The following is an 18,201-nucleotide window of genomic DNA, read 5'->3' as shown; positions in this document are numbered from 1 at the left end:
CCCTATCGGATTAGTAGGTTTTAGAATGCGCAAATATAAACACTCTTTATTCATATGAAAGAAAAAATTAAAAAATTAACAATAAAACATCAATCTGTTGAATTAAACTAGGTCTGCTAACGTAGTATTTCTGAGGACTTTCAAGGTATTATCTCTCACTTGAATCATTAACTTGTGAACCGAGCAGGCCTCTTCATCTGGGCAGTCATCACATTTTTCATAAAAATTCAAACTAACACAAGGCACCATGGCTATTGGTCCTTCAAGCGTTCTAATAACTTCCGTCATTTTAATCTCACTGGACTCTTTAAGTAAATAATAACCTCCTCCTTTTCCTTTCTTCGCTCCTAACAAGCCTGCTTTGCGCAATGTAAGTAGTATACTCTCCAAAAACTTATGTGATATATTTTCTCGTTCGGAAATTGTTGCTATTTGCACTTTGGTTCCTTTATCTTGTTTCGCTATAAAGGTTAGTGCTTTAATTCCATATTTAGTTTTTTTCGAAAGCATATCACAAATATATGGGTTTTCCCTTTTAAAGGTTTCATATTAATTCATTGAATACTCTCACTTTCTATTTGATCACTTCCTATTACCGACAACATATGCAGTTTGCATATTTAGAATTTCACTTAGGCAACGTCATACTCTACGCTCAACATTACTAAACTAAAATATCTATATATTTGTGTATTAGACAAACATTGCAACTGTATAAAAACAGATATGGGATTTGGATTTAACCTAGGAATGATTTTTATCATACTTCCTTTAACATTACTACTATTTCTACTAGGAAGCTTTACTAAAAAAGATGTATTCTTTAAAGCTATAGGTTGCATTTGGGTCCCTATATTTATTCTGATTGGACTTTCATTAATCGCGAGCTTAATTCCTGACAATGTTCTTAAAAAAGAAGATTATTATGGTGAGTACATCATTGATCGAAATTTTTTTAAAGGAAAGCAAGCTGATTGGCAATACAATCATTATAAAATAAAAATAACCGACAATGACTCCATATTTCTCTATACCATGGAAAACGGAAATGTAGTATCTATCAACAAAGGAATCATAACCACCGTAAAGCCATACAATTCTGAAAGATTAGTGTTAAAAATGACTAGCCCAAATCATCATATTACGGAAACGAATCCAACAACTTATAGAGAATCTTGGTGGAACTTCTATTTAGTTTTTACATCTAAAAAATTCCATAATATGTATTTTAGAAAAGGTAAATGGAAACCAATACAAAACCAATAAAAGTGCTTTACAGTAGTAAAGGCTTGTTTTAGCATCTTATCAAAAACCTCGTGAAAATCTAGATAGAAAACAGGTCATCTATCAATATTGACGATCTCTAAAACCTGTTCGTAAATAACAACCTTAATCTACTCTTTTATTTTTTCTTATTTATACTTAAATCTATACAATGTAAACTAAAACCATATATACCATTTATACCGATTCTTAAGTGAAATTACGCAATCATTTCCATGCAGTCATGCTTGTTGTTTTATACCCTCCAATTCAATGTACAATAGCATCACCTATAGACGGTATTTACCATAACAACTATGGTCGGTACATTAACATCTCAAATGGTACAAAAAGCACAACTACCTTAAAAACAAACATGTAATTTCAACTTTATGCTACTTACTTCTCTCATAACGAAATTAAATTCCATGATTCAGCTTAAGTGTGCCATTCACTACTAACCTGAAATCAATTTATCTTATAATCTGCAGTTAATCTTGAGTTTCTTAGGCTAGGTATGTTTTGAAGGACTATATATACCTCAAAAAATTATAACAACGCATAAGAAGACACAAAGTTTATGCATACAAAGCGTTTATGTCAGTTGAAGTTATTAGATTGATTGCATTTTCATATTGTATACGATCAAATTCAAAAGTCAAAGCCTCGTAATTAAAATTATTATTTACTAATGTAGAGTAGTTTGTAAAATTAGACCATCTAACAGTATTTGTATAAATATCAATATTGCAAGCAACAGTATGGTCTCCCGGTACTCCGGAGTTAGCATATTCTAATAACGTGTGTTTGTTATCAACATGTACATATTCATTAATCGTGTCTTTTAAAAAATGATTATGCATATGAAAGGCTATAAAAGGAGAAATACCTTCGTATGCCCCAACAATATATTCATCGTCTTTATGCTTTAATTGCTTTTGTTCTATTTCTGCGAGTATGCCTTTTAAATCGAATCCATTGATAAAAATTGATGTGGTTAAATAGTCTTCAACTCTTGAATTTACAAGTGAGAATGAAATAATATCCATGTTTAAACTTTTTCGTAAAATTAACTATTTATAACTATTCTAAATAATTTTATTTTAAAAAAGTTAGCTCGAAATACTGAGTATCATAACTTAATATTGAATTTACAGAAACAGAATTAGGAAATTGATATTGACAGTAGTGAAAAACATTAGACTAGAAGAATACAAAAAACGCCAACTATTCAAAAAAGCAATACATTTATGTTTTAATTTAAAGATCCTATTTAGTGTATTATAGCATACCAATTCAACTAAACAAAGTTAATTGGTTACTTTTTTTTGGAATAGTTCTTAAAATATACAGAAATTTGAGTTTAAAAAAAGCTCCGTTAGGAGCTAATAAAAAGGGGAACAATAAATATTATATTACTACAAAAGTAGTAAACAAAACAACAAAAAAAGTTATAAAAAAAGGAGTAATACTTATGAAAAAGAGACCATTAACTATAAAAACATCTTTACCATCATGGAGGTAACTAAAAACAAGAGTCACAAAAGCTATAAAGTTGTTGTTATGGTTAAGGTATTTGAATTATTTTAGCAGTATAAAGCTGTATTTTAAATCTTTACACACACATTACCAACAATTATGAGAAAACTACATCACATGAAACAGCTTTTGATATTAATTGCATTTTATTCCTTCTCTCTATCATATTCTCAATCTCAAGAAAACCAAAAGAATACTCCCAAAAAACCCATTGTAATTGGAAGTTGCAAAGACGGAATAAAACGTGCAATTAAAGACGCAAAAAATAAAATATATAAATCATACTCTTACGGGCTGATTGTAAAAACGAAAGATGAATGGGAATTTAGCAAATTCTATCAAAATTATATGAAATCTAAATACGGAATCCTAATTAAAGAGGGAGGTTGCGTTATAACAGCGGAATCAAAATGTTACTCAAAAAAAATGAACGAACTAATTAAAAGTGAATTCGGAAAAAATATACTTAAACGAACAAGAAAGGAAGCAAAAAAAACCTATAAAAATCGAAATTAAGAAAAATGTGACCGAAATAATAAAAAAGCGGAGCTAAACATTACTTTGAATACATCCAACCCTATGGCATTCCAACAAGCCAAATCTATATTCCCTATTGAGGGATCCAATCATCGTTATAAGAAAAATGACAGGTTTGATTTATTTCAAAAGTGAAGATCTTGGGTTCTAACAGGCATTTAGTTCTTTTTTAGTGATAAATTTAGTGCTTATATACTATTACTAAGATCAATTTACCAATACTAGTATACGATAACAGTTATATCAAAAATGACATAATTTAGAACTGTCATTGTGGTATTATTTCTTGCTGAGCTATTTTATTAAACCTTCAATATGAGCACAAAATAGATGTTTTTTATTATATTTGTTTTCAAAAAAATGAGAAAGCTTCTATTCATATTATTCATAATTCAACTTACTTCTTGTGACAAAACTGTAGAAATTCCAGACGAAAATTTTAAAAAATGCCTAGTAAACAATCCAGAGATTAACACGAATGGTGATTTTGAAATACAATTAAGTGAAGCCAGATCGTATACAAAAACTATTAACTGTAAATCTAAAAATATAAAATCTCTTAAAGGAATTCAAGCTTTTACCTCTTTGAAGGAGTTAATTTGTAGTGATAATGAAATTTCATCGATTGATTTAACCAATAATAAAGAACTAGAATATTTATACTGCTGGGATAATTTATTGACTAATGTAGACGTATCTAAAAACTTGAAATTAAAAACTTTGTGGTGTTCTAACAATAAAGTATCACGTTTAGATTTAACAAAAAACAGGAGTCTGGAACATGTATATTGTTTTGATAATCAAATACGATATTTAAATATACGAAATGGTAATAACTATAATTTAAAAACACTGTTCACTTATAAAAACAAACACTTAACTAGTATCAAATTAGACGATGGAAACAGTTACGAAACATATTCCAAGTTAATGATTGAAGAAAAGTATTGGCTACCCCATAAATGGATTAAAGATCCCTTTACCGTATTCGAATTTGAATAGATATTATTAAAATAAAGTTTATGCAAAGAGTCACGTTAGACACAAGTACTAATGAGAAAAGTATTTAGAGAGCCATATTTAATATTTTGGGGGATAATTCCTATAGTTTCTTAGTTGGATTTCTAAGTACAGATGAACCATTTGATGTAAATGTACATGACATATATTTTGTAATATATCACCACCATTTATCTTATTGGATTTCTATATATTTTTTGATAGTTGGATTAGGGTATTTCATTGTTAAAAAACTTAATAACAACCATTTAAGATGGATGACTAACACGCATACAACAATTACTATAATTCGTCTTTTTATTTTAAAATTTCTTATTTCTATAATCAATAATAGATCAATTCAACCGCGTAAATATCAAGAAACCGAATTTATATATCTCGAATATGTAACTATCAGTATTTTTATTTTATTTCTTTTGATCTCAATTGTTCAATTTATTTTCTTTATAAATATTAGTATCGATATTATAGCGGGCTTGAAAAAAGCAGTAAACAATCGACTAGCCAACTATCCTCATAATGAAGGAGAGTGATACCGCCATACGTACCGTTATCCTTTGCGTCGGTTCGTAAATATCGTTGTATACAAACCCTTTTCAACTTAGATACTAGCCTCTAATTGAAGTATAAGCTTCATCTAATGTCCTATACGGATGTAGCTATGATAATATGTTCTGTTCCTTCTTTGTGTTCCTGTTTATGCAGTATGATGGCGATTTATAGGTAAAACACAAGTGCGAATCATCAAAATAATTGTTTATCTAAAAATTGGTGTAATTAACACTAACCATTCAAAGCTTGTTCTAAATCGGCAATTACGTCTTCAACATTTTCTAAACCTATAGAGCACCTCACCAAACCATCTGTAATTCCAACTTCTAATCTATCCCATTCACTTAATTTACTATGAGTGGTTGATGCAGGATAGGTTACAATGGTTCTAGTATCTCCTAAATTCGCCGACAAAGAGCACATTTTTATCGAATTTAAAAACGAACGACCAGCACTTATTCCTCAGTTAATCTCGAAGGCTACAATATTGCCTCCTAAACGCATTTGTTTTTTGGCAACATCATATTGCGGATGTGATTTTAAGAAAGGATATTTAACAAAGTTAACTTTCGGGTGTTCTTCTAAAAACTTTGCTACTTTTAATGCATTTTCACAGTGCTTTTCTACTCTTAATGCTAGTGCTTCAAGACTCTTTGATAGTACCCATGCATTAAATAGCGACATTGCAGGACCGGTATTAAGAAAGGTGTAACCGAACTAATGAAAAAATGGGAATGAAAATTATACCCAATAACCAACTATATGTCATCCAAATAGACCTAGGTATTATACTTTTTACACATATTAAAAACAACAATTACCGGAAATCCCTTTTAAAAGGTAAGTTTTATGCAAAACCTTGAGTAAATGACATAGATATTAATACTAACTTTTCAACTATTTATAAAACTTATAAGTTAATCGGTATTGATGTTAGCAACTCTATTATTGAGACTTTATTCTTAGAAAATTGTTTTTTTGCGTTTTTAAGGCCTTTTTATGTTGAAAACAAAAAATCACGTTGACATACCCCATTTTTCCATTGCTTAAAATCATTTATCTTTGAATCCTGCGTGTAGCAGTTATGAAGAAAAGGAGTGTTTACACAGACTCCCGTTGTGTTCATAAGACCAACCTCTGACTCAAAAGAAAATATATGTCCAAATTAGCAGAATATAGAGAAAAGCAAAACTTAACTCAGGAAGAGCTTTCAAAAAAATCAGGAGTCTCCGTAAGAACTATTCAGCGAATAGAATCAGGAATTGACCCAAAAGGTTATACTTTGAAAGCTTTAACGAAAGCATTAAGTATAAGCGAAATAGACCTTATCAAAAAAGACACCTCAATTGAGGCGTTCAATACTACCTTAGTTAATTTAATCAATCTCTCTTCTTTAATTGTTGTCTTTATTCCAGTTCTAAATTTTGTATTACCATTGACGATCACTCTCATCAAAAAACAATTAAATGCTATAACCAAACAGATCATTACAATTCAAATACTATGGGCTTTTATAATGATATCGGTATACTTAATTGGAATGATTCTCAATTTAGGAGAGTTTGGTCGTAATATTGTAGTTGGACTTCTACTGGTTCTGGTGATTGCTAATGTTTTGGTCATCATCATAAACAGTATTGTACTTAACAAACAACACAAACTTTATTTTAACTTAACGTTTAGCATTATCTAGGTTTCCTCTAGTATTGGCGGTTGTTGTCGGCTTTTTGGCGGGTTTATTTTTTTTGATTTTTTTATTAATTATTGATTTTTGCCTCAGATAATAAACGTAATTATGAGATCAAAAAATCATCATTTAATCATTTACCTTTTTTCTTTTTTGTCAACAGTACCTTCAGCCAAACTAGTCAAGAACAACTTCGAAAATTAGACAGCATATTTGCGACTTGGAATGCACCTAATCATCCCGGAGGTTCTATAATGATAACCCAAAATGGAAAAACTATTTTTTCAAAGGCTTATGGGTTAGCTAACATTGAATACACCGTGCCTAACTCAAATAATACCCTTTTTAATATTGGCTCCATATCTAAGCAATTTACTGCTATGGGGATAGTGTTGTTAGAAGAGCAAAACAAACTCTCTTTTGACGATAGTATAGAAAAACACATTCCTGAATTTCCAAATTTTGGAGAAACAATAACCATACGTCACCTTTTACAACACACAAGTGGCTTAAGAGATAGTCACGGGTTATTAGCATTAGCAGGCTGGAGAACAGGTGATATAGAAACAAACGAAGACCTTTATAGAATTGTTGAGAACCAAAAAGAACTCAATTTCAAGCCTGGAGATGAATTTTTGTATTGCAATACAGGATATATACTTTTAGCTAAAATTATTGAAAATGTAACCCAAGCAACATTTAACCAATGGATGAAGAAAAATATATTTAATCCTCTTGGTATGAAAAACACATATGTTAAGACTCATACAGGGCATATTGTTCCAAATAATGCTACATCATACTATGGAAGTAAGGAGTTTAAACGAGTTATGGAATATTGGGAATACTTTGGGTCTGGAAATATGTACTCAATAACAAAAGATCTTAACCTATGGCTTGAAAATTTTATAAATCCTCAAAAAAAATGGAAAAGGTCTTTTAATAAATTATTATCAACCACGCCACTTAACAATGGTTTTACAACGAATTATGGTTTTGGTGTACGAATTGAAAGCTATTCAGATAGGAAGGTAATACAACATGGAGGAGCTGTTGGTGGGTTCAGAGCGATTGTAAGAACTTATCCTGAAGAAAAACTGAATATTATAATTCTATCTAATTTTTCAGAAAGTAATATTGGATTAAAGGTTAATAGAATTTCTACAATTATATTAGGTGATCATAAAAAAACAGAACTGAAAAGCACACCTAAAAAGCTTCCAAAACCGGATAATTTTATTAAGTTTTCAACCGAAATACTTAAACAATTTGAAGGCGTTTATTGGAGCGATGAAGAGAAAATTGGGCGAAAGGTATATGTAAAAACTGACACCCTACGATACGCAAGCTCAGCGACTACTGAATGGGCTTTATTACCCATAGAAAAGAATACTTTTAGAATGATAAACTCGCCCGTGAAGCCTACTGTAAAATTTAATAGCGAAACACACCAAATGATTATTACGACTGAAAATAATATACCTGGAGTATTTACTTTTCTTCAAAATAATATAAACAAAAACACAAATAACTTTAAAATGCTTGTTGGCACTTATTATAGCTCAGAATTAAAAACAACCTATTCTATTTCTATATTAGAATCCAATATCTATATAGAACATGCAAAACACGGAAAAATTAAACTAAAGCAGTTATATAACACCATTTTTTCGGGTAATTGGCCAATCGGTATTGTTGAAATAAAAACAAGTAAAAAAGGTAAAGTTATAGGTTTAAAAATATCCAATGGTAGAACAAGAAACGTATATTTCAAAAAAATAACTTAGTTTGAACATAAAACACAAGTTCGTACACCCCAATTTTCCGTTGCTTAAAATCATTTATCTTTAAATCCTATATGTAGCAGTTATAAAAAAAACAAAGTTTATGCAAAGAGTCACGTTAGACACAAGTACGAATCATCGAAATAATTGTTTATCTAAAAATTGGTGTAATTAACACTAACCATTCAAAGCTTGTTCTAAATCGGCAATTACGTCTTCAACATTTTCTAAACCTATAGAGCACCTCACCAAACCGTCTGTAATTCCAACTTCTAATCTATCTGTTTCGCTTAATTTACTATGGGTGGTAGATGCAGGATGGGTTACAATGGTTCTAGTATCTCCTAAATTCGCCGACAATGAGCACATTTTTATCGAATTTAAAAACGAACGACCAGCACTTATTCCTCCGTTAATCTCAAAGGCTACAATATTGCCTCCTAAACGCATTTGTTTTTTAGCAACATCATATTGCGGATGTGATTTTAAGAAAGGATATTTAACAAGGTCAACTTTCGGGTGTTCTTCTAAAAACTTTGCTACTTTTAATGCATTTTCACAATGCTTTTCTACTCTTAATGCTAGTGTTTCAAGACTCTTTGATAGTACCCATGCATTAAATGGCGACATTGCAGGACCGGTATTCCTCGAAAAAAGGTATATCTCCCTAATCAAGTCTGCTTTCCCTACGGTTACCCCACCTAAAACTCTTCCTTGACCATCAATTAGTTTTGTCGCCGAATGAATCACCAAGTCTGCACCAAACTCTATTGGATTTTGTAAATACGGAGTGGCAAAACAATTGTCTATCACCAACAATAAATTATGCTTCTTAGCTATACGTCCAAGTAATTCCAAATCAAGAATATCAACAGCTGGGTTTGTTGGTGTTTCTGCGTATAAAATTTTGGTGTTCGGTTGAATTAAACGCTCAATTGTATCAGGTTCATTTACCTTGAAATAACTGGTTTCAATATTCCACTTCGGAAAATATTTTGTAAATAAACTATGCGTTGATCCAAAAACTGAACGTGAAGAAACAATATGATCACCAGCATTTAACAATGCAGCAAAGGTCGAAAAAACGGCCGCCATTCCAGTGGCAAAAGCATAGCCAGATTCTGCGCCTTCCATCGCTACAATTTTAGTTACAAATTCTGTTGTATTTGGATTAGAAAATCGACTGTACAAGTTTTTCTCTTTTTCCTCTGCAAACGAAGCTCTCATATCTTCCGCATCGTCAAACACAAAACTTGACGTCAAGTATAAGGGTGTTGAATGTTCAGAAAATTGCGTGCGTTCTGTCTGTGTTCTTATGGCTATTGTTTCAAAGTTTTTATTCATGTTTTTTTGATTTCTAGTTTAGGTTTTGACTAATCGTATGGTATGCTCTTTTAGCGCTGAATCTTCTCTAATACTATTATAATATTATGCTTATGAGTATTAAACTCTATTAATAAGTGAAACTATAGTATACCTATTAAAGGTAATACCAACTCACAAATGATATTAATTGGTGTTTTTTGCTAATCGTAAAATGTCTCCAAACACGCCCCTTGCGGTAACTTTTGCTCCTGCTCCTGCTCCTTGAATAACAATAGGTTGTTCTCCATACGATTCGGTATAGATTTCAAATATTGCATCCGATCCTTTCAAACTCCCTAAAGGAGAATTTATGGGTACAGAAACCAACTTCACATCTAACACACCTTTTGACTGTTGCAAATCCCCATGTAAGTCTCCAATATAACGCAACACATGATTCGGTTTTTGTACATTTTTTTGTAGCTGAAACGGCACATCTAACTTCTTTAAATCGGCTAAAAAACCTTCCGAAGAAATATTTCTAAACTCCCTTGGTATTAAATTTTCTATTTCTATATCTTCGAATTCATTTTCCAAATCTAACTCACGTGCCAAAATCAACAATTTTCTGGCAACGTCATTTCCGCATAAATCCTCTCGCGGATCGGGTTCTGTAAATCCTTTATCAATGGCTTCTTGTAACACTGTTGAAAAAGAAACCTCATCAGCCGAAAAACGATTAAATAAGTAGCTCAATGAACCAGAAAAAACACCTCTAATTCTCGTTATATTTTCACCAGAATCATGGAGAAGTTTAATAGTATCAATAAGCGGAAGTCCGGCACCTACATTTGTTTCATACAAATAACTCTTCTTATTTTCTTCTAAGGTAGCTCGTAACTCTTTATAAAAACTATACGAAACAGTATTCGCTATTTTATTTGATGACACTAAATCAAACCCTGATTTTACCAACGATTGGTAGTTATTAATAAAATCGACACTCGCTGTGTTATCAACAGCAATTAAATTCTCTAGATGGTGTTCCTTAGCATAGGCTATAACACTTTCTACAATGGTTTTAGTATCATCACTGTGCTGTAATTCTTCAGCCCAACTTTTTGTTACTCCCTGTTTATTCAATAATACTTTGGATGAATTTGCAATGGCAAATACATTCAATTGAATTTTACGTCTTTCTAAAATTGACTGAGTACTATCTAAAATTTGCTCTATCAATGTTCCTCCAACAAGCCCTTTTCCAAATACAGCAATATTGATTTTTTTAGCCACTCCAAATACTTGCCCATGAATTACATTCAATGCTTTATGCAATTGTTGTTTTCTAACAACTAAACTCACATTTTTACCTGAAATGGTATTATTAAATAATAATGGGACTATTTGATTCTTTATTAATGCATTAAAAGGCTGATGGAACTCACTTAAATCCTGCCCAATAATGGATATTACTGACACATCATCAATTATTGAAATTTTATTAACGTCTTTGGTATAAAAATCATTTTCAAATTCGTGTTCTAGTGCTTTGACAGCTTCTTCTGCTCTCCCTTTATCAACCACCAATCCAATTCCTCTCTCAGAAGATCCTTGCGAAATAATACTCACACTAATTTCTCGATTACTTAAGGTTCTAAAAATACGGGCATCTACCCCTACTTTACCAAGCAACCCTCTACCTTCAAAATTAAGCAAAGCAACATTGTCCAAAACAGAAAGTGACTTAATCCCTTTAGAGGTAGATTTCGCTGTGATTAAAGTTCCTTTATCATGGCTATTAAAAGTATTTAGAATACGTAAATTAATATTTTTTTCCAATAGAGGAATAATCGTTTTAGCATGTAAAATATTGGCGCCAAAATTTGCCAATTCATTGGCTTCTGAAAACGATAGTTTCTCTATTTTCTTTGCGTCAGCAACTAAATCTGGGTTCGCTGTAAAGATACCGTCAACATGCGTGTAGTTTTGTAGTTCTTCAGCATCTAAATAATTTGCCAATAATGAGGCTGTATAATTACTCCCATTTCTTCCTAATGTTGTTGTTTCATCTTTTAAGGTAGAAGCTATAAACCCCGTAACCACATTTACCGTATCTCCATTATATTTTTCAAAATAGTTACTCACATTTTCTTTAGAAACATCAATAATTGGATGTGCATTACCAAAGTTTTCATCTGTTTTAAACAGTTCTCTAGCGTCCGTTGCTTTTGCATTTATCCCTTTTTGTTCTAATAAATCGGTCACTGTTTTTATGGCTAACAACTCTCCTTGAGCCAATACCTCATCTTTAATTTTTTGACTATAATCGCCTAACAGGCTTACCCCTTCTAATAATTTTTCTAAACGATTAAACTCATTCGAATAATCAATTAAAGGTGTAATTTGAGTTTGCTCATATTTGAACTGTTCCAATTGCTGCCCGTAAATTTCATTATTAGCCGCTTTTTCTAGTATCTTTTCTAACGCATCGGTGGCATTTCCTCTTGCTGAAACCACCACGGCTATTTTCTCACCTTCATTTATTTTTTGCTCTATTATTGAAATTACCTGGTGTATTCCTATATTGGATAGTGATTTTCCTCCAAATTTTAAAACTTTCATCTTTTTATGCTTAGAATTTTTATTGAATATTGGTTCAATTATTTTTTTTAATTGTTCGTGCTCTATCAAAAAAGCATCGTGTCCATGAACAGAATTTATTTCGTTATAGGTCACATTAGGATGCACAGTTGCCAATTCTTTATGAGTCTCTCTATTTTCCTCAGCAGTAAAAAACAAATCAGAATTAACACCAATAATATGGATATCAGCTTCGATTGTTTCTAGTACGTTGAGTTCTTCTCTTCCTTTGGTTACGTCAATTGTTTTTAACAACTGATTCATCAATTTGTAAGAAGCCAACTGATAACGTTCTTGTAATTTTTTACCATGATGTAGCAACCAACTTTCTACATTGAAAATTTGTAGTTTCTCATTTTTAGTGCGTTGAAAACGCTTTTTAAAAGACTCTGGTGTACGGTAGCATAGCATAGCATGCATACGTGCATCGTGTACCGGGTTGCTTGAATTTACAAGAAATTGCTCTTGTATTTGACAATTGGCTATTAACCAATCCGTCGATTTCCAATCAGTAGCAACAGGAATTAAATGCTTTGTAATACTCGGGTTTAACACCACCATTTCCCATGCTATACCACCGCCTAAAGAGCCTCCTATTAACGCAAAAAGTGTATCAATTTTAAGTGCTTCTAAGCCTAGTAAAAATATATTCGCTATATCGCGAGCCACAAAACTTTTGTAATTATCAATTAAGAAATCATCAAACCCATTACCAGGAATATTAAAACACAATACTGAGTATTTCAAGGTATCAATAACGTTATTTTCTCCTACTAAATCTGACCACCAACCAGCATCACCTCCAACATTACTGTTACCTGTTAGCGCATGATTTATTAAAACTACAGGAGCAGTGCCTAATTCCTTGCCAAACAACTGATAACTTAACGGTAAATTCGTATACTGAATATTACTTTCTGTAGTATAACTAGGAACCGTTATCTTTTTTAATTTTTCGTTAAAACTCATGATACATTTTAAAATGATGTTAGGCTAAAATTTCTTGGGTAATCGATGAAAAAGCTTCTTTTAAATCGGTTTTTAAATCATCTATATTTTCTAAACCAACAGACAATCGAATTAGGTCTTTGGTTACTCCGGCATTTTCTTGAGCTTTATCATTTAACTGCTGATGTGTTGTACTAGCAGGATGAATTATTAACGATTTGGTATCTCCAATATTTGCAAGTAGTGAAAACAATTTTGTATTGTTAACAATCTTTTTTGCAGCTTCGTATCCTCCTTTTGCACCAAAAGTTACAATACCACTTTGCCCTTTACTCAAATATAAATCTGCTAATTGTTTATACTTACTACTTTGAAGCCCGGGGTAATTAACCCATGTTACTTCTTCTTGTTGTTCTAGCCATGTGGCTATTGCCAATGCATTCTCACTATGTTTTTGAATTCTAACTTCTAGTGTTTCCAACCCTTGAATAATTTGAAATGCATTTGTAGGGCTCAAAGCACCTCCAAAGTCTCTTAAGCCTTCTAATATCAATTTAAATGTATACGATGCTGCTCCAAGAGTTTCATAGTATTTTAATCCATGATATCCTGCTGAAGGCTCCGTAAATTCTGGGAATTTGCCATTCGCCCAATTAAAATTCCCTGCATCAACAATGGCTCCACCTAGAGAATTTCCCTGACCTCCAATATATTTGGTTAATGAGTGAATAACAATGTTTGCTCCATATTCAATGGGATTAAGCAAGGCAGGAGTAGCTACCGTATTATCAACTATAAATGGTATGTTGGCCTTTTTTGCCTCGGCAGAAATCGCCTTTAGGTCTAGCACATCTAGTTTTGGATTCCCTAACGATTCGACAAAGATAGCTCTAGTATTTTCTTGAATCGCCTCTCCAAAATTATCAGGATTTGATGCATCAACAAAAGTAGTGGTAATTCCTAATCTAGGTAGCGTAACATTTAATAAGTTATAGGTTCCGCCGTATAAACTGCTAGAAGCTACAATATGATCTCCTGCTTTTAATAAGGTCAGTAATCCTGTTGAAATAGCTGCTGTTCCTGAGGCAAATACAACTGCTCCAACACCTCCCTCTAAAGCTGCTAAGCGTTCTTGTAAAATTTGATTGGTTGGGTTATTTAATCGTGTATAAATAAAACCTAACTCTTTTAGTGAAAACAAATTTGCCGCATGATCGGCATCGTTAAAAACATACGATGTCGTTTGATAAATCGGAACAGCTCTGGTTCCTGCTGTTTGTGTAACGTCGTGCCCTGCATGCAACGCATTTGTTGCGAATTTTTGTGTACTCATTTTTCTTGTTTTTGAGTTAATTAATAATTAAACCAAAAGCCAAAACACATCTTATTAGATGTCGCTTACTAGAAAAATGTTATTAAGAAATTAGAAGTTGTTTCTATAGATTTAAGAAACTTCTTTGGGTTATCTATCCTAAAGTAAAAAACTTTGGTAGAATTTAGCACCTTCTTTGCATGAAAATAGCAAAGGGTTGCTAAGGCTTCGCAGGGTCTAATCCCTCCACCTTTCTTGATAACATGGTCAATAAGTTTTTGAACTTTTACGAATACAAATATTTAGAAATAAATTCTTAACATCCTAATATTATTTCACTTTTTTTCAAAACTCAAGTGTTTTAGGTACTTTCAGTAACTCTCAGGTGACGTTACACAATCATATACTTGCATTCATATTTGTATTTTACCTATAGGTTAGTACTCACAATGAATACTATGATCTATAATGAACCTCCCGAAAACGTATTATTTAAATTTAAATTTCATTTCAACAGGCAAATGATCCGAGGCTTCTCCGAAGCTTTTTAATACCTCACCCCCCACATACTCTATAGAGTTTTTAGTATAAAAAATATAGTCTAGACGTTCAAAAGGTTCTTTGGTATCAAAAGTCAAGTCATAATTTGTGTCTGAAAAAGCAGCACTCCCCACACCTGGTAGTTCAAAAACTTGGCTAATTGCAGGTTCTTTATATGTTGGGTCACTATTAAAGTCGCCCAATAAAATAGTTGGTGTTGTTTTGGAAAATTCTAAAAACAAACGGACCACTTCCTGTAATTGCTTTACTCTAGTAAGTTTATCAAAAGCCTCTAGATGCACATTCATCACCACTACTTCTTTCCCTTCTAAAACTACCGTAACCACTTGTAACAACCTGTCTAAGTAAAAAGCATCTCTATAAAAAGGATTATTCGGCACTCTTTCTAAAACAATTCTTTTATGCTTTTTTAACGGATATTTACTCAATATTGATTGCCCTGAAACAACTTTACCAAAATGCATACTTGGAGGCCAATAAGGAAAAGGTAAATAGCGTTCATCCCAGTTAATGCCTCTTGCTATATGATTATATCCTAATTTTGCTATTTCTTCTTCTTGATTGACTTCATAAGAACGTGATGCGTCATAATCTATTTCTTGAAATGCAATAATATCTGGATTCGTTATTCTTATTTCTCCTGTAACTTTTTTCAAATTAGCATCAAATAATTCTTTTGGTTTAGCTACTGCTCTATTATTGGTCATTCCGCTTAAATACCCTATGTTATAGGTTACGATACTGTATATGGAATCATTGTCTATTGATGTTTTATATTCTTTTAACAATAATTCTGAATATGCTGATTTTTCAAGGGTTGCAGAAGAAGCCCAATAAAAAAAAACTACTGAAAGGATACTGATTAGCAATACTAGTTTTAGGAGTGTGGGTAAAAAACGTTTCATCAATTTTATGTTATTAATTAAGTAGACCTACTTGCTGTTTTAAGCCGCCTCTTTTTGGCGCTGTATCTAGTTTATTAAAGTCTTAAAAAGTGTTAATTTCTCTTTCAAATTTAAACCTTTTTTAGTTTGTATTGTCATAGATATGTAATTAAAATATAAAAATAAGATGAAAAAAATAATTGGTTTAGTATTGTTTGCTTTAAGTATTTCAGCTTCAATATCAGCTCAAGATGGCAAAAAAGAAAAAATGACTGTAGCCCAACAAGCTGAGATAACGGTCAAGAAAATGACGTTAAAATTAGATTTAACTGCCTCTCAACAAGAAAAGATTATGCCTTTACTAAGTGAACGAATTGCTGAAAGAGAGCAAATGCGTTCAAAAAGGAAAACCATGAAAGAAAATGGTAAAAAACTAACTGCTGATGAGCGTTATGCAATGACGAATGCTAAACTAGACAACCAAATTGCTTTTAAAGCTGATATGAAAAGTATCTTAGATGTGCAGCAATATGAAAAATTTGAAAAAATGCAGGCTAAAAAAATGCATAAAACAAAAAAGAAAACTAAGCATAGAAAAAATCGTAAAATGAATACGCGAAAAGAAGAGTAAAAAGATCAGAAATAATACCTAGTCAATGGTGATGAATTAGTTGATTCAAAATTCAATTAAATAGTAGATTGTTTTTCAAAAACCTCGGTTCGTAATGAATCGAGGTTTTGTTTTATACCATTTATTTATGAAAAACTGATTTCTAAATTTGTTAAATGATCATAATGTTGATTACTTTCATGTTGAACTGTATGTGGTTATTGGAAACCTTTTAACCAGAATTATGCCATAGGAAATAATTGCGTAGTGTTACTTAAACAGCGGTATTAGCAATCATTTTGTTGGTGTTTTATTCTTTAAACCATCCCGAATATGTCACATAATTCGTTGCAATTCTATCTATTTCACCTGAAATCAGTTCTGACGAAATGTCTTTTACTTTTTTGGCAGGAACCCCAGCGTATATACTACCGCTTTCTACTACCGTGTTTTTAGTCACGACAGCGCCCGCAGCAATAATAGTATTCGATTCAACTACGCAATCATCCATAATGATACTTCCCATCCCCACCAAAACATTATCGTGAATAGTGCAACCATGAACAATTGCATTATGTCCGATAGACACATTATTTCCAATATTTGTTGGTGATTTTTGATAGGTTGCATGAATCACTGCTCCATCTTGAACATTTACTTTATTCCCCATTTTGATATAATGCACATCACCACGAATTACCGCGTTAAACCACACACTACATTCATTCCCCATTACAACATCTCCCACAATTGTTGCATTTTCAGCGACATAACAATTCTCTGGAATTTGCGGGTGTTTACCGTTTACTGATTTGATTACTTTCATTTATTTAAAATATGATAATAAATTTGCTTTTTTCGTTGCAGACACCATGATCTCTTTTCCATTTGATAGCACAATACTTCCTCCTTTGCCCCTCTTATATTTAACGATCATATTTACATTCACTAAATATGATTTATGAACTCTAGCAAAAGTATATTCTTTCAATATATCTTCGAAATGTTTTAGCGTTTTACTGACTAATTTTTTAGTATTCGTAAAATAGATTTCTGTATAATTATCATCTGCCTTACAAAACAATATATCATTTACATTTATTACCTCAAAACCATTTTGTTGCGGTATGGTTATTTTACCAGATTTAACAATTTCTTTAGGTGTTAAAATGCTGTTTTCTAGTTTTACCTCTCTTTCTTTGATCTCAGTAACATGGTTTACTGATTTTATCAACTCGTCAATTGATATTGGTTTTAACAAATAATACGACGCTTGATTGTTTAGTGCTTCTATTGCATAATGGTCATAGGCCGTAACAAAAATAGTTTCAAACGTCCTTTCTCCAACTCTTTCTAATAAATCGAAAGCGTTTCCATAAGGCATTTCTACGTCTAAAAACACCAAGTCTAACGCATTTTTTTGCAGTAATTTATATCCTTCTTCTATATTACTCGCCTCTCCTAAGACCTCAACATTGGGGCAATATTTAGCTATATAATTTTTTAAAATATCTCTACTTATAGCCTCATCTTCTACAATTATTGCTTTTATTTTCATC

The 18,201-nt window shown here is 31.9% G+C and carries 14 protein-coding genes, 1 pseudogene and 1 riboswitch; of the genes and pseudogenes, 6 read left to right on the top strand and 9 right to left on the bottom strand.

Features of this window, described 5'->3' with window-relative positions; translation table 11 throughout:
- Positions 1-102 precede the first annotated feature (102 nt).
- Entirely contained in the window at positions 103-510 is a 408-nt protein-coding gene (locus AC2TDS_RS15840; protein WP_484736553.1) for an RrF2 family transcriptional regulator, read from the bottom strand.
- 240 nt (positions 511-750) lie between these two features.
- On the opposite strand from AC2TDS_RS15840, the gene AC2TDS_RS15835 reads away from it, so the two are divergent.
- On the top strand, positions 751-1,266 hold the full coding sequence (locus AC2TDS_RS15835) for a hypothetical protein (protein ID WP_484736552.1): 516 nt from the start codon (positions 751-753) through the stop codon (positions 1,264-1,266).
- A 575-nt stretch (positions 1,267-1,841) separates the two neighbouring features.
- Here the strand turns inward: AC2TDS_RS15835 and AC2TDS_RS15830 are convergent.
- Positions 1,842-2,312 (bottom strand): hypothetical protein, encoded by a 471-nt coding sequence (locus tag AC2TDS_RS15830; protein ID WP_484736551.1) that lies wholly within the window; start codon positions 2,310-2,312, stop codon positions 1,842-1,844.
- Positions 2,313-2,919: 607 nt separating this feature from the next.
- Here AC2TDS_RS15830 and AC2TDS_RS15825 point away from each other — a divergent pair.
- The gene (locus tag AC2TDS_RS15825; RefSeq protein WP_484736550.1) at positions 2,920-3,318 is read left to right on the top strand and encodes a hypothetical protein; all 399 of its coding nucleotides are present in this window, start codon (positions 2,920-2,922) and stop codon (positions 3,316-3,318) included.
- A gap of 381 nt (positions 3,319-3,699) precedes the next feature.
- Entirely contained in the window at positions 3,700-4,341 is a 642-nt protein-coding gene (locus tag AC2TDS_RS15820; protein WP_484736549.1) for a leucine-rich repeat domain-containing protein, read from the top strand.
- An 801-nt stretch (positions 4,342-5,142) separates the two neighbouring features.
- Here the strand turns inward: AC2TDS_RS15820 and AC2TDS_RS15815 are convergent.
- Positions 5,143-5,610: pseudogene (locus AC2TDS_RS15815) on the bottom strand (PLP-dependent transferase); the annotation flags it as partial.
- Positions 5,611-6,067: 457 nt separating this feature from the next.
- Here AC2TDS_RS15815 and relB point away from each other — a divergent pair.
- Together relB and AC2TDS_RS15805 are read left to right on the top strand one after the other, a co-directional pair.
- Complete coding sequence (gene relB, locus AC2TDS_RS15810) at positions 6,068-6,604, top strand: type II toxin-antitoxin system RelB family anti-toxin (protein WP_484736548.1); 537 nt, start codon at positions 6,068-6,070, stop codon at positions 6,602-6,604.
- A 71-nt stretch (positions 6,605-6,675) separates the two neighbouring features.
- Positions 6,676-8,385: a serine hydrolase domain-containing protein gene (locus AC2TDS_RS15805; RefSeq protein WP_484736547.1), complete on the top strand. Its 1,710-nt coding sequence runs from the start codon at positions 6,676-6,678 to the stop codon at positions 8,383-8,385.
- A gap of 174 nt (positions 8,386-8,559) precedes the next feature.
- On the opposite strand, the gene AC2TDS_RS15800 is transcribed toward AC2TDS_RS15805, so the two are convergent.
- From AC2TDS_RS15800 to AC2TDS_RS15785, 4 genes are all read right to left on the bottom strand, one after another.
- Positions 8,560-9,726, bottom strand: coding sequence for a trans-sulfuration enzyme family protein (locus AC2TDS_RS15800; RefSeq protein WP_484736546.1), 1,167 nt, complete (start codon positions 9,724-9,726; stop codon positions 8,560-8,562).
- A gap of 165 nt (positions 9,727-9,891) precedes the next feature.
- Positions 9,892-13,296 carry a bifunctional aspartate kinase/homoserine dehydrogenase I gene (gene thrA / locus AC2TDS_RS15795; protein ID WP_484736545.1) on the bottom strand — a complete coding sequence of 1,135 codons (3,405 nt, stop codon included), beginning with the start codon at positions 13,294-13,296 and terminating at the stop codon, positions 9,892-9,894.
- A 19-nt stretch (positions 13,297-13,315) separates the two neighbouring features.
- Entirely contained in the window at positions 13,316-14,608 is a 1,293-nt protein-coding gene (locus AC2TDS_RS15790) for an O-acetylhomoserine aminocarboxypropyltransferase/cysteine synthase family protein (RefSeq protein ID WP_484736544.1), read from the bottom strand.
- Between the two features lie 126 nt (positions 14,609-14,734).
- A riboswitch (SAM riboswitch) is annotated at positions 14,735-14,852 on the bottom strand.
- 223 nt (positions 14,853-15,075) lie between these two features.
- On the bottom strand, positions 15,076-16,053 hold the full coding sequence (locus AC2TDS_RS15785; RefSeq protein WP_484736543.1) for an endonuclease/exonuclease/phosphatase family protein: 978 nt from the start codon (positions 16,051-16,053) through the stop codon (positions 15,076-15,078).
- 166 nt (positions 16,054-16,219) lie between these two features.
- Between AC2TDS_RS15785 and AC2TDS_RS15780 the strand changes: the two genes are divergently transcribed.
- Complete coding sequence (locus AC2TDS_RS15780; RefSeq protein ID WP_484736542.1) at positions 16,220-16,663, top strand: hypothetical protein; 444 nt, start codon at positions 16,220-16,222, stop codon at positions 16,661-16,663.
- A gap of 289 nt (positions 16,664-16,952) precedes the next feature.
- Here AC2TDS_RS15780 and AC2TDS_RS15775 read toward each other — a convergent pair whose 3' ends face one another.
- On the bottom strand, positions 16,953-17,468 hold the full coding sequence (locus tag AC2TDS_RS15775) for a gamma carbonic anhydrase family protein (RefSeq protein WP_484736541.1): 516 nt from the start codon (positions 17,466-17,468) through the stop codon (positions 16,953-16,955).
- Complete coding sequence (locus AC2TDS_RS15770) at positions 17,469-18,200, bottom strand: LytR/AlgR family response regulator transcription factor (RefSeq protein WP_484736540.1); 732 nt, start codon at positions 18,198-18,200, stop codon at positions 17,469-17,471. It abuts the gene before it with no gap.
- Between the last annotated feature and the right edge of the window lies 1 nt (position 18,201).

The organism is Tenacibaculum profundicola, from assembly GCF_057220795.1.
The sequence above is the reverse complement of the archived record's forward strand: the minus strand, read 5'-3'. Positions and strand labels throughout refer to the sequence as shown.